The organism is Planctomyces sp. SH-PL14 (genome assembly GCF_001610835.1).
Lineage (GTDB): Bacteria > Planctomycetota > Planctomycetia > Planctomycetales > Planctomycetaceae > Planctomyces_A.
In genome coordinates this window covers 8,051,804-8,074,284 of the sequence record NZ_CP011270.1, presented here as the reverse complement: position 1 = coordinate 8,074,284, position 22,481 = coordinate 8,051,804, and the positions used below count along the sequence as shown (strand labels likewise).

The following is a 22,481-nucleotide window of genomic DNA, read 5'->3' as shown; positions in this document are numbered from 1 at the left end:
AGTTGAGGGGCTTGCCGCCGAAGGCCTTTCCCTGTGAAACGGTCCAAGCCACGGCGGGTATCGCCGGTGAACGAGCGAGCTCTCAAGCCGCTTGCGGTCAGGGGCGTCGCCGGGGTCCGGCTTCCTCCTGGATCGCCATCCCTCTACGGCTGCTGCTCGATTGTCGGATCGAGCGAGAGGGCGATCTGCCGATCCATGCGGGCTCGCTCCGGTTCGCCGAGCGCCTCGTTGACGTAACTCCGGTTCAGGTGCGCCCACGCGCTCTCCGGAGCGCGCTCGATCACCTGGGAATAGAGCTCGTACGCCTCGTCATACCGCTCCGCCGCGTGGGCCTTATAGGCGTGATAGCCCAGCCAGCTCACCGACCACGGCGCCCAGAACAGGGGAACGATCGCCGCCGCGGCCAATCCGGCGACGGCGACCTTCCCGGTACGGGCTGCCCCCGGGACGACGAACGCCGCCGCGACCGCAATCCCGAACAGCAGCCCCGAGAAATGCGCGGCGTTCCCGATCTGCCACTGGCCCGTCCAGGTCGCGATCAGGCACACGAAGAGCCAGATGAACAGGTACTGGGACGTCTGACCGCTGAGCGCCTTGGCGAACTCGGGAGAGGCGTCCCGTCCCCACCAGAGAAACCCGAACATGGCATACAAGATGCCGGACGCGCCGATGCCGGTCGAGTCCGAAAACGCCAGCTGGTACGCCGAACTCACCGCGGCGGCGCTGAGAAAGAACGCGAGAAAGCGCATCGAGCCGATCGCCCGCTCGAGAGGCGCGCCGAAAATCCAGAGCCAGTAGAGGTTCAGCCCCACGTGCCACAGCTGGACGTGGGCGAACGCGGAGCAGACGAGCGCCCAGTAGCCTCCGTCCCAGATCTCGCCGGCCGGGAGGACGCCGAACTTCGACATCGCGTCCCACGACTCGGGGTCCGGCTGGCTGTTGAGACCGAAAAACACGCCGACACAGATTACGATCGCCAGGACCGTGATCCATGGCCGCCCCACCGGTGGGAGCTGCGGCGTGAGCGCCGGCGCATCGTCCGCCGCGGTCGCGGGAGCGAGGTCCGCGGAGGGTGAGGAGAGCGGCGCCGGAGTACGGTCGTCGGTTGGCCTTGGCTGCGTCGGCTCGCCCGGTGGTGTCGGATCACCAGGCTTCGGCTCGACAGATGGAGGATCGATGCTCATCAGCGGCCCCACAGAAAGAGTGGTCGTCGTGAATTCGATACGCAAAGACGGCCGTCCCGCGCGGCTCGTAGCGGCATTCACTGGTCGGTCTTAGAGACTCCTTTACTCTCCAACGCTCGCTTTGTCCTCCCCGCGGGTTGGTGAGGGGGCATCCGGCACGTTGTCCGCGCCTGGACACTCAATCCTTCAGACATCGTCCGACGGCCAGGCCTCCGGCGGGCAAGGGGGCCAAAAGAACAACACAGGCCCCCTTGCATCCCTCACCAGGGCTGCCGCCCTGGACCCGCAATATCAGATGCGGGCCAGCAGCGGCATCCCGCAATCTTCCGAATCAGTTCCCCGTCGGAAGCGAAATGTTGACCCCATCCTTCTTCAGCTGCTCCCGCGCCCACTCGAACTTCTCGTAATTCGAGAGCGTCAGCGGCCCCGTGTACCCATAGCTCTGCACCTTCCGCGGCGGATACTCCACATACGTCTTCATGAGCGTTTTGAGTTCCCGCTCCATCACCACCGCCATCCAGGTCCGCTCCGTAAAGTTGTTCATAAAAATGTCGTACCGCTCCTGCGGGTCCTGCCACAGGTCGAAGACCTGCGGCACCGTGGCGACGTACTTCTCCGCACCCTTCCAGCCCAGGTTCGTATCGACCGCCAGGCCGCCCGTGTGGGCGCCGTCATCCCCGCGGAGGTTGAAGACGAACTTGTAGTTGTTGACGCGGATAGCCCCGGGCGAAAGCTCGTTCTCCGTGAAAATCGCCCACGACTTCCGCTCGCACTTCCCCGTTCCGAACAGCAGCGGCGACATGTCGAAGCTGTCGAAGATGATCGGCTTGTCTTCCCGGTCGTTCGTCGGCAGCTTCACCCCCGCCACCGAGGCGAACGTGGCCATCAGGTCGAGGCCCCCGACGATGTCGTGGCTCTTCGAACCCGCCGCGATCTTCCCCGGCATCCAGGCGAGCGCCGGGACACGGTTCCCCCCTTCGCGGACGGTCCCCTTGGTCCCGCGGAACGGCGTGTAACCGGCGTCCGGATAAACGTCCTGCCACGCCCCGTTGTCGGTCGTGTAGAAGACCAGCGTGTTCTTATCGAGGCCCAGCCGGCGGACCGTGTCCATGATCTTGCCGATGCGGGCGTCGAGCTCCACCACCGAGTCGGCGTACTTGCTCTTCGACATCGACTTGTGGATGAAGTCCGGGTGCGGAAGGTTGGGCTGGTGGACCTTCATGAAGTTGACGTGCGCGAAGAACGGCTTGTCCGGCGTCTTGGCCGCCTTCTCCAGGTACTCGACCGTCGCCTTCTCGATATAGCCGTCGAAGAACGGGATCCCGACGACGCCCTTGTCCGGCGTGTCGACGTACTGGCCGTTGATCTTGAAGTCCTCCTTGGCCGGCTGCCCCGCGTTCCCCGAGAGCGACCCCTTGGTCACCTTGGCAAAGAACGCCCGGAGCTCCGGGTCCATGTCGGGAAACCACGTCGGATCGGCGTAGGTGTAGGCGTTGAGGTGGTACAGCCCGCAGTACCGCATCTCGTCATAGCCCTGCGCGTTGGGGAGAGCGTAGTCCGACTCGCCCAGGTGCCACTTGCCGGTGAAGAAGGTGCTGTACCCGGCGGTCTTCAGGACCGACCCGAGCGTCCATTCGGCGGCGGGGAGTCCGCCCCCCTGGCCCTGGAAGGCGACGGTCGTCATCCCGCTCCGGTTGGGGATCCGCCCCGTCAGCATGGCGGCCCGGCCGGGGGTGCAGCTCGGCTGGGCGTAGAACGTGAAGAATTGCATCCCTTCCCGCGCGATGCGGTCGATATTGGGCGTCGGCATCCCCCGGCCTTCGCCGCCGCCGTAAGGTCCCAGGTCTCCGTAGCCGGTGTCGTCCGAGACGATCAGCAGGATGTTGGGCTTCGCGGCGGTCTGGGCCCGGGCCTCTCTGGTGGCGAGACCGCAGCAGGCGGCTGCGGCGAGCAGGAGGGCCAGGGCCCCCCGGGCATAACGAAGCGGTGTCTTGATCATGATGAGCTCCAAAGGGGGAAAGGACGAGACGCCATCGCGGACCGGCGGGCGGCGCGCGACGGCTGCGGGATCCGGGTTCGAAAGGGGAAGAGCGCGGCCGGTGATCGGACCGGCACGGGTGAAGGATTTCGTCCTGCCGGGGGTTTGCTGTGAAGATGGAACGAGAGTTCAGAGAAGGGGCCGCGCGGCCGGCTGAATGCTAGCGGCTTCGCATCCGGTTTGCCGTCGAGTCGGCGGCAGGGCCGGGTCGGTGAAGAGAGGTGTCCTCGACGCGTCGTCCGATGTTGGGTACCGAATGACTCCGATCGGTTTCCGACGTCCTGGCGTCGGGCAGAACCGGATCCGGTCGGTAGACTGGAGCGACCGCGAGTCGGACAGACATCCCTTTGTCCCCTCGCGGCCTTGTCCCCACCTCATCTTCCCTGCCGGGTGCCAATGATGTCCGAGACCGCCCCGACGCCTCCCTCCCTCCTCCGGCGGCAGTGGGATTCGTTCTCGTTCATCGGGCTCGTCGTGGCGACGCTGTTCTTCGCCGTGTCGCTCACGCCGTCGCTCCTGCCGCGGCACTACCCGGTGCAGGGGATCCTCTCGGGATTCGCCCTCGCGGCGGGGTACTCGATCGGCGTCGGGCTGGTTCTCCTCTGGCGCTACCTCGAGCTTCCCCGGCCGGGGACCCGGCTGGAGTCGGTCAGCCGCCGCGTGACCGGGGTCGCGGTGGCAGTCGTGGCCGTGATCTTCCTGTGGCGGGACACGGTCTGGCAGAACTCGATCCGCGAGCGGATGGCGATGGAGCCGGTGGCGAGCGCCTACCCGCTCCATGTCGCCGCGATCGCGGCCGTCGTCGGGCTGGCCTTCGTGATGGCGACGCGGGGCCTGGTCCGGCTCTGGGGCGTGGTGCACGTGCGGATCAGCCGCGTGGTCCCGCGGCGGGTCTCGTACGTCCTGACGACGCTCCTCGTCGTCACGGCCGTCGTGATGTTCGTCAACCGGGTCGTGGCCCGGGTCGCGCTCCACCTGGCGGACCGGGCGTTCCTCCGGATCGACATGGCGGTCGACGAAGGGATGTCCGCCCCGCAGGACCCGCTGGCCTGCGGCAGCCCGCAGTCCCTCGTCCCCTGGGACACGATCGGCCGGCAGGGGAAGGAGTTTCTCCTCAAGGGGCCGAGCGCCGAGACGATCCGGCCCCTCCGCGGGGCATCGGCCCGGCAGCCGCTGCGGGTCTACGCCGGCCTCGGCTCCCGCGAGACGATGGCCGACCGGGCGGAACTGGCCCTGGCGGAGCTGCAGCGGTGCGGCGGGTTCGAGCGGTCCGTGCTGATCGTGGCGACGCCGACCGGGACCGGCTGGCTCGACCCCGCCGCGGTCGACACGGTGGAGGCCCTGCACGGCGGGGATACCGCGATCGTCAGCATGCAGTATTCCTACCTGCCGAGCTGGATCACGATCCTTGTCGATCCGAACCGCTCGCGCGAGGCGGCCGAGGCCCTCTTCGGAGCGGTCTACGGCCATTGGAAGAGCCTGCCGAAGGACCGCCGCCCCCGGCTCTACCTGCACGGCCTCAGTCTGGGCTCGCTCGGCTCGGAATCGAGCGCGGACCTGTTCACGATCTTTGAAGACCCAATCCACGGCGCGGTCTGGAGCGGTCCGCCGTTCCCGAGCACCGTCTGGGCCCACGCAGTCGAAGGGCGGAACCCCGGCACGCCGGTCTGGCTGCCGGTCATCCGCGACGGGTCGATGCTCCGCTTCACCGGCCGCGAGAACGCCCTGCGGGACGCGGGACGTCGCTGGGGGCCGCTGCGGTTCGTCTACATCCAGCACGCGAGCGACCCGATGGTCTTCTTCCGGACGGACCTGCTGTACCGCCGGCCGGAATGGCTCGCGGAGCCCCGCGGCCCCGATGTCTCGCCGTACCTCCGCTGGTATCCCGTGGTCACGTTCCTGCAGGTCCTCTTTGACCTCCCGATGGCGACCAGCACCCCCCTCGGCTACGGGCACAACTACGACCATGGAAGCTACATCGACGCCTGGCGGGAGGTGACCGAGCCGGCCGGCTGGACCGATGCCGGGATCGAGCGGCTGAAGCGGCACTTCGCCGAACAGGTTCGCAAGGAGGCGTCGGCCGAGGGGTCCGGGACGTAGAAGCCCGTGCACCGGCGGCCCATCCGCCGTCTTGAACGAGTCCGCGAACCGGACCTACACTCGTTCGATCGACGCGGGCTGCCTCGCCTGAGAGGCATGTCGCGTCGTCGTGGGGCCAAGACGGACAGTTGGAAGCAAAGAAGGCGACCGATGCAATCCGCGAATCGGTGTTTGACGACCGCGCTGTTCTGCATGGGGCTGGCGGCGGCTGCGACTGGCGAGGAACCGGCCGACGGGCGTTTCGTCCGGCTGGAGCCGGAAGCGGCGGCGCAGATCCTGGAGACGGGCGCCGACCGGATGCGGGCGATCTTCGACGGGGTGCGGACCTGGGAAGGGGAGATCCTCGTCGTCGACCGCTTCACGTTCCGGGAGGCTCCCCCCGCTCCCCAGGACGCACCGAACGAGGAACCCGCCGCCCCCGCCGCCCCCGCCGCCCCCGCATCCTCGGGATCGACGGCGACGGGTGAGGGGACGCCGGAGAACGTGAAGGACGTGGTCGAGGGGGAGCGGCGGGCCCGGGCCCGGTTCTGGTACGACCGGGAGAACTCCGCCCTCTTCTCCGAGTCCGAGAACGTCGAGCCGACCACGCTCCGGAATCGAAGGACGCAGCGGATCTCCACCTCCCACGACCGCCAGCGCGTCAAGGTGATCGTCCGCCCCGAGGGGATGGACACCCTGTGGCCGGATGAGTTGGCGGGCGATTTCGTCGGATTCCCACGCTCGGTGACGGCCGACCAGCCCCTCTCACGCTACGTGAACCGCGAGGCGCCCGAGAGCGCTTCCCAGGTCCGGATGTCTTCCTTTCTGATCGACCCCACGATCACGCTCGAAACCGGCGGCCACCGGCTCGACGCTCTGCTGAGTCGATACGCCGGGCAGCTGCGCAGCCCGAAGGTTTCCCGGCTTCTCTCCGTCTGGCGGTCGCCGGATTCGTCCACGCTGCAGATCCGCAAGAGCTATCTCGCGGACCGGCCCGAGGACCGGCTGACGTTGGAGCTGACGCTGACTCTCGACCGCGGCTGTCTGCCCCGGTCGGCGCGGATGTTTCGCGAAGCGGACGGGACGGTCGTGGAGGCGACCGTCTGGGAGTATGAGACGGCCGGCGAGTCCCTCGTGCCGAGCCGGTACGTCCACACCGCCTTCGACGACGAAGGGACGCTCAGCCACGGGAGAGAGTTTCAGTTCGTCGAGAGCCGCGTCAACTCGCCGATTCCCGAGGAGCGATTCGACGTCGCGGCGTTCGAGCTGGAAGAAGGGGATCGCGTCGTCGACCGCGTCGCCAAACGGATCGACCGGATGCAGAATGGCCAGTTGGTCCCGGTGTCGACCGCTCCCAATTAAGTCGCGCCCGTCCTTCGGGAGCTCCGAGCGGCCTCATTGCGTCAAAGACGAAACGCCGCGGCGTGAGACGTGCTGGAGTCCGGGCAACCCACCCGGAGGCCTCGCATGTCCACACGATCGTCCGTCCTCGTCTCCGCGCTCCTCGTCGCGTCCGTCATAGGAGCCGCTTGGTCCACCTCCCCGCCGGCGGCCGCTGAGGAGCCCGGCCCCGCGGCGCTGCCGACGCGCTATCAGATGGAAGTCGTTCCCCGGCCCCCCAGCGGCGGCTACTCCACGGTGTTCCTGGTCGACACCGCCACCGGCGAGTGCTGGTACCGGAGCGCGGCCCCGGACGACAAATGGACCTCCATCGGCTCCCCGGCCGCGGGGAAGCGGTAGGCCCGCTCAGCTCCGGCGGTCTCCCGCCGACATCGCGACGCTCACGGCCACCCCCGCCGCAGCCCACAGAGCGGGCAGGAACACCATCGCCAGCCGTTCGAGATCGGGCCGTTGGCCGGCGATCCGGAGCGACGACAATCCGTAGGCCGCCCCGAGGCCGATCGCCCCGAACAACGCACCGGCTACGACGACGATCAGGGCTCGACTCATCCGCGTCCCCCCCTCCCGGCCTCATCGGACCCGACTTATAACGCCGGAGTCATGATGTTGCTGCCGCCAGCGGACGTCAACGTGCGATTCCGTCAGCCCCTCTGGCTCGACCCTCGTCCCGGCCCTCCGCGGCCCCCGGGCCAAGACAAACCTCGCCGATCTTGGCCTCGCGGACGAAGGTTAGGACCTGCGCCTGCGCCATGTCGAAAGACTCCCCCGTCCCGTTCGGACCGCCCGTCCAGCGACCGCGTCGACGCAAGCGCCTGCAAGCTGCCACGCCCGAATTCTGCGGGTGGCATGACCGGGTGTCAAAGACTCCCTCTCCTCCTGCGAGATCTCGCTTCAGTCAATCGTCGCACAAGAGCCACGGACGTGCACCCGGACATTGGCTAATCTGAATTCAACGCCGCGACGGGAAGAATGCGGGGTCCATCAGGCACGTTGAGAACCCGAGAGTCAATGTTCCGTCCCCCTGAAAGACGTTGAGGCTCAATCCTTCTGCACTCGCGGTCGCCACCGCGACATGCCTCTCCGTCGTGACGATCTCGGAGAACGCTTCGAACTGGCCGGCGCCGCCGATGTTCGGAAAGGCTTTGGCAGGGATACTCCTACGCCACTTCACCGTGCTGTCGGGAATACGGACGCACCACAGGTCGCCCCCGCCGGTCACGGCCTCCAGATCGTCCGAGATCAGGAACACCTCATCCTGGCGGCGCGCCGCCACGACGGTTGAGGATCGATTCACTGAGATCTCGTCAGCCCGCATGAGGCTGCGATCAATGGAAACCGTATCGGCACCCCACGAGAGTTTCAGGATCTCATCCTCGATCGACATGCTGGATGGTCCAGAGAGTCGAAACATGTCTCGCTCGACCCAATGCTTCACGAGATCTCCCTTGCGGCCGAGGAAGCTGCAGTGGCTTTCGTGAACCGTCCCTTGGCGCAGCACCCGGGCCCACCAGTCGGGGACTGCCGTTTGTGTGCGGCCTTCCACAAATGCCGTGAAGGCGTTCTGTCGGCGGCCGACTCGGCCCACGTCGCGCCTGAGCTGTTTCCAGTAAGCGTACACGGCAATGTCATTGGACTGATCGAGTCGGTCGGCCCAGGTCAGGCCTTCGGGGGACTGCAGACGCTCAAGCAACTCGTCCGTCTTTAGGACTGGGGCTTGGCCGACGCAAGGGGCAGCTTCGAAGAGGAGAACGGCAACGATCGACCAGACGATCTGGCATGGAACTCTCACGACGATTCCTCCGAGGAGTGCGTGAATTCGGGGGCATGCGGGGCATCAACTCGGCGTCGACTCGCGTCCGTGGTGGGCCTCGGACGTGGACGGCGCCCGACTCGCCAGGTCCCCTCACCGGCCAACCGGCAACGTGACGCCTATGGCGGAAAAGGCTTTCTGCAGTTGGGAGTCCGTCAGCTCGTCGAGCAGGTGAGATGTCAACTGCTTGATCTCCTCGGACTGGAGTGTCGCGACAGGCTTCCCCTCTTGTCGCAAGACCAGAAGTCCGACGTGAACCTCAATCTGGATGTCGCCAACGAAGAACCAGCCAAGAGGAAGCGCCTTTTCCAGGAATCGCCTGTCAAACCCGGTGTCTCCCTGCCGAATCGACCGTTCGAGGAACGCGACGGGGCGACGTCCAAGCTCCAGGGAGCGTTCGACCTGATCCTGGTCGTAGTAGATAAACTTCACAGACTTGCCGTTGCGGACTGACTCCAGGGCGGCGGTCAGGCCTTCCACGGGTTCCTTGGCGGGAGGAGCGTTCACCGCGGCGGCGGCTGTCGTTCCGCCACTCACAGGCGTATCGACGGGCGGTTCAGAGGAGGTTGCACTTTCCGCTCGAACGTCACGTGGAGCAGGGCCCGTTTCCACCGTTGGTTGGAGCGTGGGCGTCGTGTCGATCGCCGGTCGCCGCTCACATCCGGCGAAGCAAACGCACGCAAACAGCACAAAGCCCTTCAAGCTCATGGGATCTCTTTCGGCTGGAAAGATCGACAAGACGCCGGAGTGCAGGCCTCTTCTTTGAGCCACGTTGAGATCGTAATTCGCCTCGCCTGGGGCCCGCTACCTGGGCGGCGCGGCGTTGCTGTTCGCTTTGGACCAGCAGCGTTTGGGGCTGCATGCATGCAGCACTGCCGGGCAGAACGCCAGCAGTGCCACCCGTCGCCCGCGGCTCGCAAAGTTCCTGTTGAGGGGCATGCCCCTTGCTCGTCAGTCGTGGGGCGCCGGTGATGCAGTTTCCGGAAGGCCCTTCTAGAATCGGGCTTCCCCCTCATCTGCCGGATGATCCCTGATCTCCAACCGTTTGTTGTCAGCATGACCCCAGATGAGTCGATGGTCCCCATCTCCAGTGTGGCCCACGGGAGCGAGATGGCGGACCGGACCCGCCGGTTCGATTGGAGCCGGACGCCGGTCGGGCCGATGGCCGCCTGGCCGCAAAGCCTGCGGACCGCCGTGCAGATCCTGCTCGACTCGCGGTACGCGATGTGGCTCGGATGGGGGCCGGACTTCACCTTCTTCTACAACGACGCCTACGGCCGGATGACCCTGGGGCCCAAGCACCCCTGGGCGCTGGGGCGGCCCACCCGCGAGGTCTGGTCCGAGATCTGGGCGGATGTCGGTCCCCGGGCGGAGTCGGTGCTCAAGACCGGCCAGGCGACCTGGGACGAAGGGCTGCTGCTGTTCCTGGAGCGGAACGGGTTCCCGGAGGAGACGTATCACACCTTCTCCTACAGCCCGGTCCTCGACGACCAGGGGCGGATCGGCGGGATGCTGTGCGTCGTCACGGAGGACACCGAGCGGACGATCGCCGAGAGGCGGCTCCGGACGCTCCGGGAGCTGGGGTCGCGAGTGCTCGGGTCGACGCAGTCGGTCGAGAGCGCGTGCGAGGCGTCGATCCGGATTCTCGAAGGAAACCCGTACGACGTCGCCTTCTCGCTCCTGTACCTGGCGATCGACGGCGGGGCGGCGGTGACGCTGGCGGGGAGCACCGGGCTCCCCGGGAGCCACCGGAGCGCGCCGCAGACGATCGTCCTGAGCGACCCCGAGGCGCCGTGGCCCCTGGCCGAAGTCCGGGACCAGGGGAAAGCGGTCGAGGTGACGGACCTCGTCCAGCGGTTCGGTCCGCTGCCGTGCGGGGCGTGGCCCGAGCCTCCGCAGCGGGCCCTCGTGCTGCCGCTCGCCCGGCCGGGGCAGACCGCGGTCGCGGGTTACCTCGTCGCCGGGATCAGCCCGCGGCGGCCGCTCGATGACGGCTACCGGGGGTTTCTCGACATCCTCGCCGGTCAGATCACGAACGCCGTCGCCGACGCCCGGGCCTACGAGGAAGAGCGGCAGCGGGCGGAGGCCCTGGCGGAGCTCGACCGGGCCAAGACGACCTTCTTCTCGAACATCAGCCACGAGTTCCGGACCCCGCTGACCCTGATGCTCGGCCCGGTGAGCGACCTGCTCCAGGGAGAGCAGGGGGAACTCGCCGGTCCGGTCCGGGAGCAGCTCGATCTCGTGCAGCGGAACGGGACGCGGCTCCTGCGGCTCGTGAACGCCATCCTGGACTTCGCGCGGATCGAGGCGGGGCGGAACCGGTCCCACTTCCAGCCGACCGACCTGGCGCGGCAGACGGCGGAGCTCGGCAGCGTCTTCCGGTCGGCGGTCGAGCGGGCGGGGCTGCGGCTCGTGGTCGACTGTCCGCCGCTGGCGGAGCCGGTCTACGTCGACCGGGACATGTGGGAAAAGATCGTCCTCAACCTCCTCTCGAACGCGTTCAAGTTCACATTCGCCGGCGAGATCGCGCTCTCGCTCCGGAGGGAAGGGGAGTCGGTCGTGCTGCGGGTCCGGGACACCGGGACCGGCATCCCCGCGGAGGAGCTGCCGAAGCTCTTCGACCGGTTCCACCGCGTCGAGAACGCGCGGGGCCGGACGCACGAAGGGAGCGGCATCGGCCTGGCGCTCGTGCAGGAGCTGGTGAAGCAGCACCACGGGACGGTCTCGGCCGAGAGCGAGTTCGGCGCCGGCACCACGTTCGTCGTCCGGATTCCCCTCGGCCGGGACCATCTCCCCGCCGACCACATCGGCCCGGGGACCGACGAGCGGGGCCACGGACCGTCGACCGCCGCCTCGTTCGTCGAAGAGGCGCTCCACTGGAGCGACCCCGCGGAGCCGGCCGGACTGTTCGGAGATCCTGCCCCCGAGAGCGAGCCCCGCGCGGCGCGAGACATCCCGGCCGGAAGCGGAGGCGGGAGCGGGTCGACGCATCGTCCCCGCGTCCTGATTGCCGACGACAACAGCGACATGCGGCAGTACCTCGTCCGGCTCCTCTCCGACCTGTACGAGGTCGAAGCGGTCTCCGACGGCGAGGCGGCCCTCCAGCGGCTTCGCCGGCGCCCGCCGAGGCTCGTTCTCTCGGACGTCATGATGCCCCGACTCGACGGCTTCGGCCTCCTGAAGGCGATCCGGGACGAGCCGGCGACCCGCGAGCTGCCCGTCATTCTCCTCTCGGCCCGCGCCGGGGAAGAGAGCCGGGTGGAAGGGATGGGGGCGGGGGCGGACGACTACCTCGTCAAGCCGTTCAGCGCCCGCGAGCTGCTGGCCCGCGTCCACGCCCACCTCCAGATGTCCCAGGTTCGGCACGAGGCCCACCAGGTGGTCCGGGAGAGCGAGGAGCGGCTGCGGCTGGGCCTCAAGGCGGCCCGCATGCTCGCCTGGGAATGGGTCCCGGCCACCGACGAGGTGACCCTCTCGGCCAACGCGGCGGAGGTCCTCGGCCTCCCCGGTCCGCAGAAGATCCACCGCGGCAACCAGGGGGCGAACCTGGTCCACCCCGAAGACCGCGCCGCCCACGACCGCGACCTGCAGGAAGCGATCGCCCGCTGCGAAGCCTTCGTCTGCCAGTTCCGCATGATCCGCCCCGACACCGGCGAGACGATCTGGGTCGAGGAGCACGGCCAGCCGGTCCCCGGTCCCGACGGCCGGACGGAGCGGCTCATCGGCGTGCTGATGGACATCACCCCCCGCAAGGCGGCCGAGCTCGCCTTCCGCAAGGAGCGGGAGTGGCTCAAGGTGACCCTCTCGAGCATCGGCGACGCGGTCGTCGCCACCGACAACGACGGCCGGGTGATCTTCCTCAATGGCGTCGCCGAGTCGCTGACCGGCTGGGAACCGCAGGAGGCGCACGGCCGCCCGCTCGAAGAGATCTTCCCGATCATCAACGAAGGGACCCGCCGCCCCGTCGAGAACCCGGTCCAGCGGGTCCTTCGCGAAGGCATCATCGTCGGCCTCGCCAACCACACGCTGCTGCTCGCCCGCGACGGGACCGAGCGGCCGATCGACGACAGCGCCGCCCCGATCCGGGACGCCGACGGCACCATCCTGGGCGTAGTCCTGATCTTCCGGGACGTCAGCGAGCAGCGGCAGGCGGAGCAGCTCATCCGCGAGAGCGAGCTGCGGTACCGCCTCGTCGGCAACGCCGCCAACGACGCGATCTGGGACTGGAACCTGCAGACCAACGAGGTGACCTGGAACGAAGGGGTCCGCCGGGTCTTCGGCTTCGAGTCCCACGAGATCGGCGCCGACGCCACCTGGTGGTACGAGCACATCCATCCAGAGGATCGCAGGCGGGTCGTCGACGGGATCCACGCGGTGATCGACAGCCAGGAATCGTTCTGGACCGACGAGTACCGCTACGCCCGCCGCGACGGGAATTACGCCTTCATCTTCGACCGGGGGCACATCGTCCGGGACGCGGCCGGCAACCCGAGGCGGATGGTCGGCTCGATGCTCGACCTCACCGAGCGGCAGAAGGCGGCCGACGCCCTCCAGACCCTGGCGGGCGAGCTCGAGGAATCGAACCGCCGCAAGACCGAGTTCCTGGCGACTCTCGGCCACGAGCTCCGCAATCCCCTCGCTCCGATCCGGACCGGCCTCGAGCTGATCCGGATCGCGGGGAACGACCCGGAGATCATCGACGACGCCCGGAGCATGATGGAGCGGCAGACCCTCCAGATGGTGCGGCTGATCGACGACCTCCTCGACGTCTCCCGGATCTCCCAGGGGAAGCTCCAGCTCCGGCTGTGCCGCGCGAACCTGGCCGAGATCATCCAGACCGCCGTCGAGGCGGCCCGGCCGCTCGTCGACGAGGCGGGGCATCGCCTGACGGTGACGCTCCCCGGCGAGCCGATCGTCCTCACCGCCGACCCGACCCGGCTGGCGCAGGTCGTCTCGAACCTGCTCAACAACGCGACCAAGTACACCCGGGAAGGGGGCACGATCGGCCTCACGGTCCGCCGCGAGAACGGCGAGGCGGTCATCACGATCGAGGACAACGGCATCGGCATCCCCCGCGAGATGCAGAAGGGGATCTTCGACATGTTCACCCAGATCGAGCGGCCGATCGAGAAAGGGTATCGGGGTCTCGGGATCGGCCTGACGCTTGTGAAGCGGCTGACCGAGATGCACGGCGGCGACGTGGCGGTCGAGAGCGAAGGGGCGGACCGCGGCAGCCGGTTCCATGTCCGGCTCCCGATCCCTCTCGAGGAGCAGGAGGCCCCTTCCGACGCGGCGTCGCCGCAGTCCGAATGGCGGTCCGGCGGCCTGCGGGTCCTCGTTGTCGACGACAACCGTCCGGCGGCGGACACGCTGACGAAGCTCGTCCGGATGCTCGGCTGCGAGGCCGCGACCGCTTACGACGGCGACGAGGGGATCGAGGTGGCGGAGGCGTTCCGTCCGGACCTCATCTTGATGGACCTCGGGATGCCGAAGCGGACCGGTTACGAGGCGGCGGCGCACATCCGGCAGCAGCCGTGGGGGGCGGGCATCACGCTCGTGGCCCTGACCGGCTGGGGCCAGGCGGAGGACCGCCGGCGGACGACGGAAGCGGGCTTCAACCGCCACCTGGTGAAACCAGTCGAGCCGGCCATGCTCCAGCGCCTCCTGCGGGAAACCAGCGCCCCGCAAGACGGGAGCGGCGAATAACCAGCGTCCCGCCCGTCGGGATCCAGGCAACCGAACCCGGCGAAGCCAGCCGGGGTGCAGGGGCTCGCCCCTGCCCTCGCCGGAGGCGCTCCTCTCGCGGAACCGTCCAAACCACAACGGGCGACCGGAATCAGCGAGTGCCCGGTGGAAGCCCCGCAACCGCCCTCGCCGGCTGAGCTTTCGTTGCGCAACCCATCGCTCCTGCGGCCACCCCGGTCCCAGCGGAACGCTGGTCTGTCGAGAACGGTGCCCGCCGGCTAAGTTGCCTCTGCGCAACCGATCGTCCCGACGGCCACCCAGTCCAGCGGGACGCTGGTTCCTCAGCGGGGTGGTGTGATGCGAAGTCGGTCCGGAGTGGCGATGTTTCGGGTGTTCGCCGCGGCGGCGATGGTTTTGACGTCCGCCGCGACGGCGGTGGCGGACGACTGGCCCCAGTGGATGGGACCCAAGCGGGACGGCGTCTGGCGGGAAACCGGAATCATCGAGGCCTTCCCGCCGGAGGGCCCCAAGGTCCGCTGGCGGGTTCCGGTCGGCGGCGGCTATGCCGGCCCCGCCGTGGCGGCGGGCAAGGTCTATGTCACCGATCGCCAGGTCCGGGGGACGTCCGACGCGACCGAACGGGTCCTTTGCCTCGATGAGGCGAACGGGCAGGTTCTCTGGAAGCACGAATACGACTGCCGGTACACGGTCAGCTATCCCGCCGGTCCCCGCTGCACCCCCACGGTCGATGGCGACCGGGTCTACACGCTCGGGGCCCAGGGACACCTCTTCTGCTTCCAAGTGGCGGACGGCGCGATTCTCTGGTCGAAGGAACTCCTGAAAGAGTTCCACCTGCAGAACGCCCCGGTGTGGGGCTTCGCGGCGCATCCCCTGGTCGATGGCGACAAGCTGATCTGCCTCGTCGGCGGCAAGGGATCGACGGTCGTCGCGTTCGACAAACGGACCGGGTCCGAGCTGTGGCGCGCGGTCGATTCCCTCTCCGCCCACGGCCCCGGCTACGGCGCTCCGCTGATCATCGAACATGGCGGCCGCCGCATCCTGCTGGCGTTCCATCCGGACGGCCTCAGCGCGCTCGAACCCGAGACCGGCAAGGTCCTCTGGACGCACGAGTGGAAGATCAATTTCGGCCTCACGACGCCCATGCCGCGACTGGCTGGCGACGAGATTTTTCTGACCGCTTTCTACGACGGCGCACGGCTGCTCAAGCTCTCGGAGGACGGCGGCAGTGTGAGCGAAATCTGGAAGCGGAAGGGGAAGAGCGAGAAGAACACGGACGGCCTGCATTCGATCATGCCGACTCCGTGGTTCGACGGGGACGTGGTGTTCGGCGTCTGCAGCTACGGCGAGCTCCGCGGCCTGGATGCCCGGACCGGAGCGCGGCTGTGGATGACCTACGAAGCGACAGGCGGAAAGTCCGAGCGGTGGGCGAACGCGTTCCTGATCCGGCACGAAGACCGGTTCTTCCTCGCCAACGAGCAGGGAGACCTGATCATTGCCCGGCTCGACCGGGAGGGGTATCACGAGCTCAGCCGGGCGCACCTCATCGAACCGACCGGCAGCGCCCAGCAGCGGAAAGTCGTCTGGTCGCACCCGGCGTTCGCGAACAGGTCGATCTACCTCCGAAACGACGAAGAGCTCGTGAGCGTGTCCCTGGCAAAGTGATGCCGCCGCTTGAGGCACGCGATCACAAGATCGTGGACCACCTGGGAGGAGCCCCGCCGCTCGAGAGCAAAACGGATGGCATCGTTTCCCCGCCAACATGACGTCTCCGGCATGACGGTGCTGATGCTCTGACCGGCAATACTGGATTGAAGTCGAACGTCCGATCACTGCTGGCCCAAAGCTGCCAGTAAAGGCACCGGGCGGTCGATCGACAGACGCGGAAGGCGGAGGCCTCGACCGAAGCCGAGCAGACGCATCTGCGTCAGCTCGAGCTCCAGTTCGGCGAACAGATCAATCGGCTGACGAACCCGGACGCGATCGAGCTCCCGCTCTCTCAGAGCCCCAAGGTCAGCTCCCACCTGGTCGGTCACGTCCGCAAGTCCGGCACCGGCGGCCGCGTCGTCCACGTCGCGCTGCTGAAGGCCTTTGCCGAGAAGGCGGACGCGAACTGATGAACCAAATGCCATTACTCAAGGAGGATCGGAGACACAAACGGCGGAGCCGGCTTCTCTGGATTGTTCTTCTGACTCGACTCAAGCCGGGACTCTTGTGCAGGGCGCGGCGGCGGCGAATCGTCTGCCTTGATGAGAGATTGGTAGGCCCGCTCCGCTCGTTTGCCGTTCTTCGAACTCGGGTATGCCCGGGCAATGGCCAGAAGTTCCTTCTCCATCACGTCGAGCCGCGCGGTCAGCAGGGCTTCCTCCCGTCGACCTCGCTCCTCTTCAAATCGCTTCCGAATCGCCTCGTGATTGAGCTGATCGATTTCTTCGGCATGCCAGCTCTTGAGAAAATGACGCATTTCGGGAGCAGTCAGTTCTTTGCGGGGAGTCTTCGAAGCAGGCTGTTCACCTCGGGGCTCCGGAGCGAACGGCTCCGCCCCCAATGCCTCGCTCGAAGGTCTCTCCGGCACATCGGCCACCGAGAGGCCTCCCTGCGCCGGAGCGGTGGCTCCAGGCGAAGCCGGTACGACGCTTGCCGTCGGACTGGCGGAGTCGACTGTCGAAATGAATTGTCGTCGAGGAGAGGCTTCCTGCGCCGTCAGCTGAAGGTGGGCGATGCCAGCGACAACTCCCAGAATCGTCAGGACCCACAGACCCTTTTTCATAACCGGCCCCTCCGTGTGGTTGGAGAACAGGGAATCCCGGACAGCTTACCCGCACCGGCCACACCTTGCGAAGGTGAGGTACGGTGATGGCAGCCGATCAACCGACCGTGGACGTCTGGATGAAAGGCGAGGAGATGGTTGTCGCCTGGGTCACGACCGAACGCGTGATCGTCTGCCGCGGCAGGGTGGCTCGGCCACAGCTTTGCGTGGTCATGTTCGCGGGAGCCGTAGGAAGCTCTGGGCATCTGACTGCAGATTTGCTGCAACAACGGCGAACGCAATCAGTGCGGCGTCAACTGGCCCTCTTCGTCCGGTGTAATCACCCACGTCGTTCGATTTGCATCCACTGCAATTATCCGGGTCGGCAACAGCGACATGGCGGCGATCTGCTTTGGAGTCAAATCAACATTTTCAGAAACGTGATGGGATTGATCGTCAACGTAGACGAACACCGGAACACGTGGTCCTCGATCGAAGCGAATCACGCTCTCGTTTCCTCCATACTTCACGGCATAAATTCCGCACTGATTGGGATCCGTGTCCGCGCCGCGATAGTCAAAGAGATTCGCGCAAAGTTCGCCCTTGCTGTTAAACAGTGGTTCGCCGGTGTTGCGGGCGCAATACCAGGACGTCATTCGCTTTCGCCAGTTCTCGCCCTCCTGGAATAGTGGCAATGGCACGTCGCCGAAATCGTGAGATTGCTCTTGCGCGAAAGCAAGGCAACTTTGCAGGGACGCCTTTCTGTTCTCAAACCATGCCACTTCGCGCTTTGCACGAAAACCCCTTAAGGCTCCGGCAGCAACGGCAATCGCCAAAAGTCCCACGATGAGGCAAATCTTCAGTTTCACGGCGACAGCTCCAGTATCAATAAGCACGAGGAGCAATACCAGAACCACCGCGAAGCTGTCGTATAGTCGGGTAAGTGAGTCCTGGTTCTAACAAACGAGGCGACCGCAGCGGGTGAGGGGAGGGAGGCGTGTATCCTGGATAGTCTGGCAGTTTGATCCATCCCCCGCCAACGCCCAGGCCGGGTCAACAGAAGTGCCGGGCTGCTGCAATTCGCGTGGAGTCGATCACCCCGGCTCGGTGGAGTCGCCCGGCTCGCCTGGAGAGGCGGCTTTTCGTCGCTGTTCTTCGACGACGTCGAGTTTCCGCTGGCAGGCCCAGGCGACAAGAATTCCGAGGAGGACACTGACGATCCCGCAGACGATCCGCGTCGTGACGTCCATCCCTCGTGTGGCCTTGAGTCCCACGAGGAGGTAGAGCGCCGCGAGCACCGCCGGGTGGAATGAGTCTCTCGCTTCTTTCAGGCCCGATGCGTCGCAGCTGCGGTACATCATCCCCGCGAAAGCTCCGTCGATCGCTCCGAGGAATCCTCCGACCGCTTTCCAGGAGGGAACATTCGTGACGAAGGCGGCAATCGAGCCGATCCCGAGGCCGATCGCACCGCCGATGCCGAGACCGAACGCCGACGCGCCCACGATGGGCAAGCAGCCGGGGACGGTGAACTCCGGCAATCGCGTCAGCTGGAAGAACGCCGTCCACAGCGCGAGACGCTCGGGCGTGAGACCGCACGCAACGAACCCGTTCGGAGTCCGGACAGCGATGCCGGTCTGCACGCCCGCATACTGATAGACCAGCGGGTCGTACTGGGTGGAGCCCGCTTTCCACTGGCAGTCCCGGAGAGAGTACGCCTTCCGCTTCCCGCGGGTTGTGACAACGAACTCTCCGTCCTCGACGGAGACCGTTCTCGGCACATTGTACTTCTGCGACCCGCCCGCTCCCGCCGTCACCACCGCGAACAGCATGCCGACAAAGAGGGCCACGCCCGCCGTCCAGAAGAGCGCCAGCGCGATGTCTCCCTTGATCAGCATGAAGGGAACAAACGGGACCGTGAACACCAGACCGACGGCCAGGAAAGGCATCCGGATGGAGCGGACGAAATGTCGTGTCTGGATCGCTTCCGGTTCGAGGATCTCCTCCAGCGGCCCTCCGGCGGCGGCCAGTTCAGAGAGCTCCGGAGAGGCGGTCTGGAGACACTCGACGCAGTAGGTCTGCTGGTCCCAGAGCACGAGGCTCCCGTCAGGGGGAGTCCGGCCGCACGCGGAGCAGAGGATCTCGTCGGTCATCCGTCCTCCCGTCCGGCCCGGTGCGCGTCCGTCCTCGTACCTGTCCACCCGTGTCAGATCGCGTGCCGAGGCCCAATCAACAGCAGACAGCATCGGCCCGACCGAGGGAAGAGTGAAGGCGTCCGACAGGTAATGTGGGGCGGCAGCCTAGCCGGGGCGGGAGGCCTGGCGATGCCTCGGGCGAGCGATGATGGGAGTTGAGAACGGCAGACCAGCATGTCCGGCCCCAGGCAACCGGCGGCCTGGCATGCCCTGGACGCCGGATTCCGGCGTTGAGCTCCCTCGCGATCACCCGCCTTCCTGCGGCGGTGGTGGCGGGACTTCTCCCGGCGGAGCCTGGTCGTGTCGACTCTCCGCCGATGGAAAGTAGGCCGCCCACAGTGCCGACAACGCCTGCAGGATCAGACTCAGAAGCCACAGGTCGTAGCCGAGCCCCAGCCGCGGCGCGTAGGAATTCCGGTACAGCGGAGCCAGCAACCCCAGCCCGATGGCCGCCAGGGAGAATCGCACCGCCCACCGCGGCTCTTGCCGGAGGAGCAGGACGAGCGACGCGACATGGCAGGGATTGGCCCACCAGGGAATGATCGTGACCGCCAGAAGAGCGCGGATCCCCGGGGCGCCGTTCTCGATCGGCGGAAACACGCACGCCCACATGAACGCGACACCGGCGCCCCCCGAGAGAAGCTGGCTCATGAGCGGGATCAACATCCTGTCGTCGGACTGCATCTCCTGACCTCCCGATCGACTGATCCCCGATCCGGGCCACCTCATCCGGACCGTCTGCTCACCGGTCGCGCGACTCGGCGATGAGCCTGCCGTTGCAGTAAATGACGCGGCGGTCCCCCTGCCGGATCTCGACCGCCGCCTTGGGCAGGACCATCGTGGCCTTGCGCACCCCTTCGTCGGAAGACGTCTTCGAGACGTAGAGCCGGATGGACTGCAGCTTCGGCAGCGAGGCGATCGCCGCCGCCTGTTCGCGGTCGAACGGGATCCCGGACAGGGTCAGGCACTGGAGTTCCTCCAGCGCGCCCAGGGGACGGAGCGGGCAGGGCCTCAGCGGGGAGCCCTTCGTGAAGTGGTCCGCCGCACTGCGATAGAGAACCAGATGAGTCACCCCCTTCAAGCTCGACAGCGGGTCGAGCGTCTCGACCGCTTTGGACAGTCCGGAGAGCGTGGCCCGCTGCAGGGAGGTGATCCGGCCGATCTCGGCCAGGTCGTCGGCGTTGATCTCCCGGCTGATGACAGTCAGCGACCGCAGGTGCTGCGCCTCCGCCAGACCCGTCAGGCGGGGGCTATCCGTATACTCCGAACGAACCAGCAGCCTTTCGAGCTTCGGGAATCCGCCCAGTTCCGCAAAGGCCAGCGTCGGTCGGAATCGCTCCAGATACAGCTCCTCGATCTGCGGATGCTTCTGCAGAGAGCGGAGCCCTTCGGTCGTGATGGTGGACTCCAGATCGATGTGGACGCGCTGGAGCTTCGGAAGGACTGGCAGGGACCGGAGGAAGTCATCCGTGAAGTCCCCGACGATCCCTTCGAGGCCCGGAAGCGTCCCGATCGCTTCGGCAATCTCGCGGTCGGGATCGCAGCCCAGATACCGGAGGTTCGGGAACGACGCCAGAATGTGGACGCTTTCCGCAGTCTCCTCGGGCTGGATTGACCGCAGGTCGATGTAGTCCGACTGCCGGAGCTTCGCGAGTGGACCGGAAGCGTTCCTCAGCGACGTGACGAACTCGGCGCGTCGATCGGCGGAGGGGAGGTGCCAGTCATAGCCCGTCCCGAACTTCTTGTAATCGGAGAGATGGAACCGGCCGTACCGCCGTTCCGTGAAATCAGATTCCCATTGCTCGCGGCCCCGTCCCAGGATGGTCTCGACCTGCCCGTCGGCATCGATGAGGAGTGAATACGCCGTCCTGCCGGTCGATGGGATCAGAAGCGCGGGAGCCCAGCACTGGACGAGGACGTGGCGGCGGTCCGGCGAGGGGAGGAGTTCGAAGCCCGCCTCCGGAAACGTGTCCGAGAAGTCGAGCAGCCGTTCGGTTCCGTCGCGGAGGTTGCGAACGACCACTTCGCTCCCGGCCGTCTTCTGGAACGGTTCGATCGTCGACGGCCGAATGGCCCCCTGCGGCCGGACGACGACGATGAACCGGCCCCCCTGCAGTTCGACGGAACGTCGCGTCCGCTCCAGAAGTGCCAGGTCGAACTGTTCGGTGACATTCTCCTTCAGCGCGTCGCCGGCGGTGGAGCGGACCTGCATGCGGTCGGTGTCGACTTCCAGCCGGTCGCCGCCGTACTCCAGCGTCAGGGATGGGCCGTTCCAGGCCGCCGTCCCGAGAAATCGATGGGCCGCCTTCGGGGTCTGGATGTGCCCCAGCATCCGTACCCGGGCCAGGACGGCGCCCGACATCGCAAAGGGTTTCACGGTGCCGTCCCAGGCGACGAGGACGAGCGAGGTCTGAGCGTCGTCCCCGTCGCCTCGCATCGCCGCCAGGAATCCGGCCCCCGTCGGAACGCAGGGAGAGACCCCGAAGATCCGGGCAAAGCCGACCGGGGGAAGGATTCGGGGAACGCGAACAATGGCCTTGCGCGACCAGTGGTAGATGACGGCTTCCTCACCGGTGCACAGCAGGACCGACTCGCCGTCGGGCGACGGAGAGAGGTCGGCCAGCGGGTACGTGTCCGAAACGAAGTCCCGTTCGCATCGGATCGTTGCCGAGAGCCGTTCGCCGGTCGTGTTCGGCAGGGGGACCGACTCCACGCGAATGTGGGAGGCCTTCTCGATGTAGTCGAGTTGGGAGTAGAGGACGCGTCGACGCGGCGCGTCGACGCACTGGTCGTACGGCATGCTGTCGGTGAACGCGGCCGGTCGCGGGAGGAGGTGCGCCGTCCCGGTTGCCATGTCGTAGTAAAGGTCGTCCGCGACGATCCCCGAGCCATCGGCCAGCCAGACCGGCGCTCGGGCCGGCACGGAACAGCCGGCCAGGAGCGTGATGACGAGCACGATCAGCGCACACCGCACCGCCCCCCATACCCGGCGGACGCGGAGCGCCCGACTCCCGACCGTCAACGGTTGCAGAGCCGCCCGACTCGTTGCCATCGCTCGCCCTCTCTCAAAGCCCGCACGCCCGACCCGGTCGCGCTGCCGGCGGACCGTGAAGAAATGATCGCGCGCCGTTCAGCAAAAAGCGATGGTCGCGGGGCAAGGGGAACAGCGATCCATTCGAACACGAAGGCAGAACGTCACCTTGTCTCCCGCGTGTGGCGCAGGCAGACTGTCTCTCCAGACAGCGTCGTCAGGAGGGCTCATCCTGGCGACGATCGTCCGCGTGCTTTTTGAGGTGGGTCACATGGTGGTGATTTCCCGGCTTTC

16 protein-coding genes are annotated in these 22,481 nt (G+C 66.9%); 5 read left to right on the top strand and 11 right to left on the bottom strand.

From position 1 onward, the window contains the following. Nucleotides 1-143 precede the first annotated feature (143 nt). Both VT03_RS31125 and VT03_RS31120 read right to left on the bottom strand, forming a co-directional pair. Nucleotides 144-1,184: a rhomboid family intramembrane serine protease gene (locus VT03_RS31125; RefSeq protein ID WP_082846672.1), complete on the bottom strand. Its 1,041-nt coding sequence runs from the start codon at nt 1,182-1,184 to the stop codon at nt 144-146. Nucleotides 1,185-1,515: 331 nt separating this feature from the next. Further along, nucleotides 1,516-3,183 (bottom strand): arylsulfatase, encoded by a 1,668-nt coding sequence (locus VT03_RS31120; RefSeq protein ID WP_075097391.1) that lies wholly within the window; start codon nt 3,181-3,183, stop codon nt 1,516-1,518. Between the two features lie 438 nt (nt 3,184-3,621). Between VT03_RS31120 and VT03_RS31115 the strand changes: the two genes are divergently transcribed. The 3 genes from VT03_RS31115 to VT03_RS31105 all read left to right on the top strand — a co-directional run bounded on the left by VT03_RS31115 (nt 3,622) and on the right by VT03_RS31105 (nt 7,041). Beyond that, entirely contained in the window at nt 3,622-5,322 is a 1,701-nt protein-coding gene (locus tag VT03_RS31115) for an alpha/beta hydrolase (protein ID WP_156514904.1), read from the top strand. A 150-nt stretch (nt 5,323-5,472) separates the two neighbouring features. Further along, a complete protein-coding gene (locus VT03_RS31110; RefSeq protein WP_156514903.1) occupies nt 5,473-6,663 on the top strand; it encodes a hypothetical protein in 1,191 nt (396 codons plus the stop codon). Between the two features lie 105 nt (nt 6,664-6,768). Then, nucleotides 6,769-7,041 (top strand): hypothetical protein, encoded by a 273-nt coding sequence (locus VT03_RS31105; protein WP_075096602.1) that lies wholly within the window; start codon nt 6,769-6,771, stop codon nt 7,039-7,041. A 6-nt stretch (nt 7,042-7,047) separates the two neighbouring features. On the opposite strand, the gene VT03_RS31100 is transcribed toward VT03_RS31105, so the two are convergent. The 3 genes from VT03_RS31100 to VT03_RS33945 form a co-directional block, all read right to left on the bottom strand. After that, on the bottom strand, nt 7,048-7,251 hold the full coding sequence (locus tag VT03_RS31100; protein WP_075096601.1) for a hypothetical protein: 204 nt from the start codon (nt 7,249-7,251) through the stop codon (nt 7,048-7,050). Between the two features lie 400 nt (nt 7,252-7,651). Then, complete coding sequence (locus VT03_RS31095; protein ID WP_156514902.1) at nt 7,652-8,392, bottom strand: hypothetical protein; 741 nt, start codon at nt 8,390-8,392, stop codon at nt 7,652-7,654. A gap of 213 nt (nt 8,393-8,605) precedes the next feature. Next, nucleotides 8,606-9,214: a hypothetical protein gene (locus VT03_RS33945; RefSeq protein ID WP_197489133.1), complete on the bottom strand. Its 609-nt coding sequence runs from the start codon at nt 9,212-9,214 to the stop codon at nt 8,606-8,608. A gap of 372 nt (nt 9,215-9,586) precedes the next feature. On the opposite strand from VT03_RS33945, the gene VT03_RS31085 reads away from it, so the two are divergent. Next, nucleotides 9,587-14,218, top strand: coding sequence for an ATP-binding protein (locus VT03_RS31085; protein WP_082846671.1), 4,632 nt, complete (start codon nt 9,587-9,589; stop codon nt 14,216-14,218). Between the two features lie 360 nt (nt 14,219-14,578). Next, nucleotides 14,579-15,880 (top strand): PQQ-binding-like beta-propeller repeat protein, encoded by a 1,302-nt coding sequence (locus VT03_RS31080; protein WP_075096597.1) that lies wholly within the window; start codon nt 14,579-14,581, stop codon nt 15,878-15,880. 164 nt (nt 15,881-16,044) lie between these two features. On the opposite strand, the gene VT03_RS31075 is transcribed toward VT03_RS31080, so the two are convergent. The 6 genes from VT03_RS31075 to VT03_RS31050 all read right to left on the bottom strand — a co-directional run bounded on the left by VT03_RS31075 (nt 16,045) and on the right by VT03_RS31050 (nt 22,208). Next, the gene (locus VT03_RS31075; protein ID WP_156514899.1) at nt 16,045-16,287 is read right to left on the bottom strand and encodes a hypothetical protein; all 243 of its coding nucleotides are present in this window, start codon (nt 16,285-16,287) and stop codon (nt 16,045-16,047) included. A gap of 59 nt (nt 16,288-16,346) precedes the next feature. Beyond that, nucleotides 16,347-16,985 (bottom strand): hypothetical protein, encoded by a 639-nt coding sequence (locus VT03_RS33940; protein ID WP_156514898.1) that lies wholly within the window; start codon nt 16,983-16,985, stop codon nt 16,347-16,349. A gap of 281 nt (nt 16,986-17,266) precedes the next feature. Beyond that, nucleotides 17,267-17,833, bottom strand: coding sequence for a hypothetical protein (locus tag VT03_RS31065; protein ID WP_156514897.1), 567 nt, complete (start codon nt 17,831-17,833; stop codon nt 17,267-17,269). Nucleotides 17,834-18,058: 225 nt separating this feature from the next. Then, nucleotides 18,059-19,114 carry a hypothetical protein gene (locus VT03_RS31060; RefSeq protein ID WP_075096593.1) on the bottom strand — a complete coding sequence of 352 codons (1,056 nt, stop codon included), beginning with the start codon at nt 19,112-19,114 and terminating at the stop codon, nt 18,059-18,061. Between the two features lie 288 nt (nt 19,115-19,402). Further along, on the bottom strand, nt 19,403-19,840 hold the full coding sequence (locus tag VT03_RS31055) for a hypothetical protein (RefSeq protein WP_075096592.1): 438 nt from the start codon (nt 19,838-19,840) through the stop codon (nt 19,403-19,405). A gap of 58 nt (nt 19,841-19,898) precedes the next feature. Next, complete coding sequence (locus VT03_RS31050) at nt 19,899-22,208, bottom strand: hypothetical protein (RefSeq protein WP_156514896.1); 2,310 nt, start codon at nt 22,206-22,208, stop codon at nt 19,899-19,901. Nucleotides 22,209-22,481: the final 273 nt, after the last annotated feature.

Bases quoted from the DNA above. Each gene is read 5' to 3' on its own strand.
- VT03_RS31055 (WP_075096592.1), bottom strand. From the start codon at position 19,840: ATGCAGTCCGACGACAGGATGTTGATCCCGCTCATGAGCCAGCTTCTC.
- VT03_RS33940 (WP_156514898.1), bottom strand. From the start codon at position 16,985: ATGAAAAAGGGTCTGTGGGTCCTGACGATTCTGGGAGTTGTCGCTGGC.
- VT03_RS31060 (WP_075096593.1), bottom strand. From the start codon at position 19,114: ATGACCGACGAGATCCTCTGCTCCGCGTGCGGCCGGACTCCCCCTGAC.
- VT03_RS31085 (WP_082846671.1), top strand. From the start codon at position 9,587: ATGGTCCCCATCTCCAGTGTGGCCCACGGGAGCGAGATGGCGGACCGG.
- VT03_RS31110 (WP_156514903.1), top strand. From the start codon at position 5,473: ATGCAATCCGCGAATCGGTGTTTGACGACCGCGCTGTTCTGCATGGGG.
- VT03_RS31100 (WP_075096601.1), bottom strand. From the start codon at position 7,251: ATGAGTCGAGCCCTGATCGTCGTCGTAGCCGGTGCGTTGTTCGGGGCG.
- VT03_RS31120 (WP_075097391.1), bottom strand. From the start codon at position 3,183: ATGATCAAGACACCGCTTCGTTATGCCCGGGGGGCCCTGGCCCTCCTG.
- VT03_RS31125 (WP_082846672.1), bottom strand. From the start codon at position 1,184: ATGAGCATCGATCCTCCATCTGTCGAGCCGAAGCCTGGTGATCCGACA.
- VT03_RS31080 (WP_075096597.1), top strand. From the start codon at position 14,579: ATGTTTCGGGTGTTCGCCGCGGCGGCGATGGTTTTGACGTCCGCCGCG.
- VT03_RS31050 (WP_156514896.1), bottom strand. From the start codon at position 22,208: ATGGCAACGAGTCGGGCGGCTCTGCAACCGTTGACGGTCGGGAGTCGG.
- VT03_RS31115 (WP_156514904.1), top strand. From the start codon at position 3,622: ATGTCCGAGACCGCCCCGACGCCTCCCTCCCTCCTCCGGCGGCAGTGG.
- VT03_RS31105 (WP_075096602.1), top strand. From the start codon at position 6,769: ATGTCCACACGATCGTCCGTCCTCGTCTCCGCGCTCCTCGTCGCGTCC.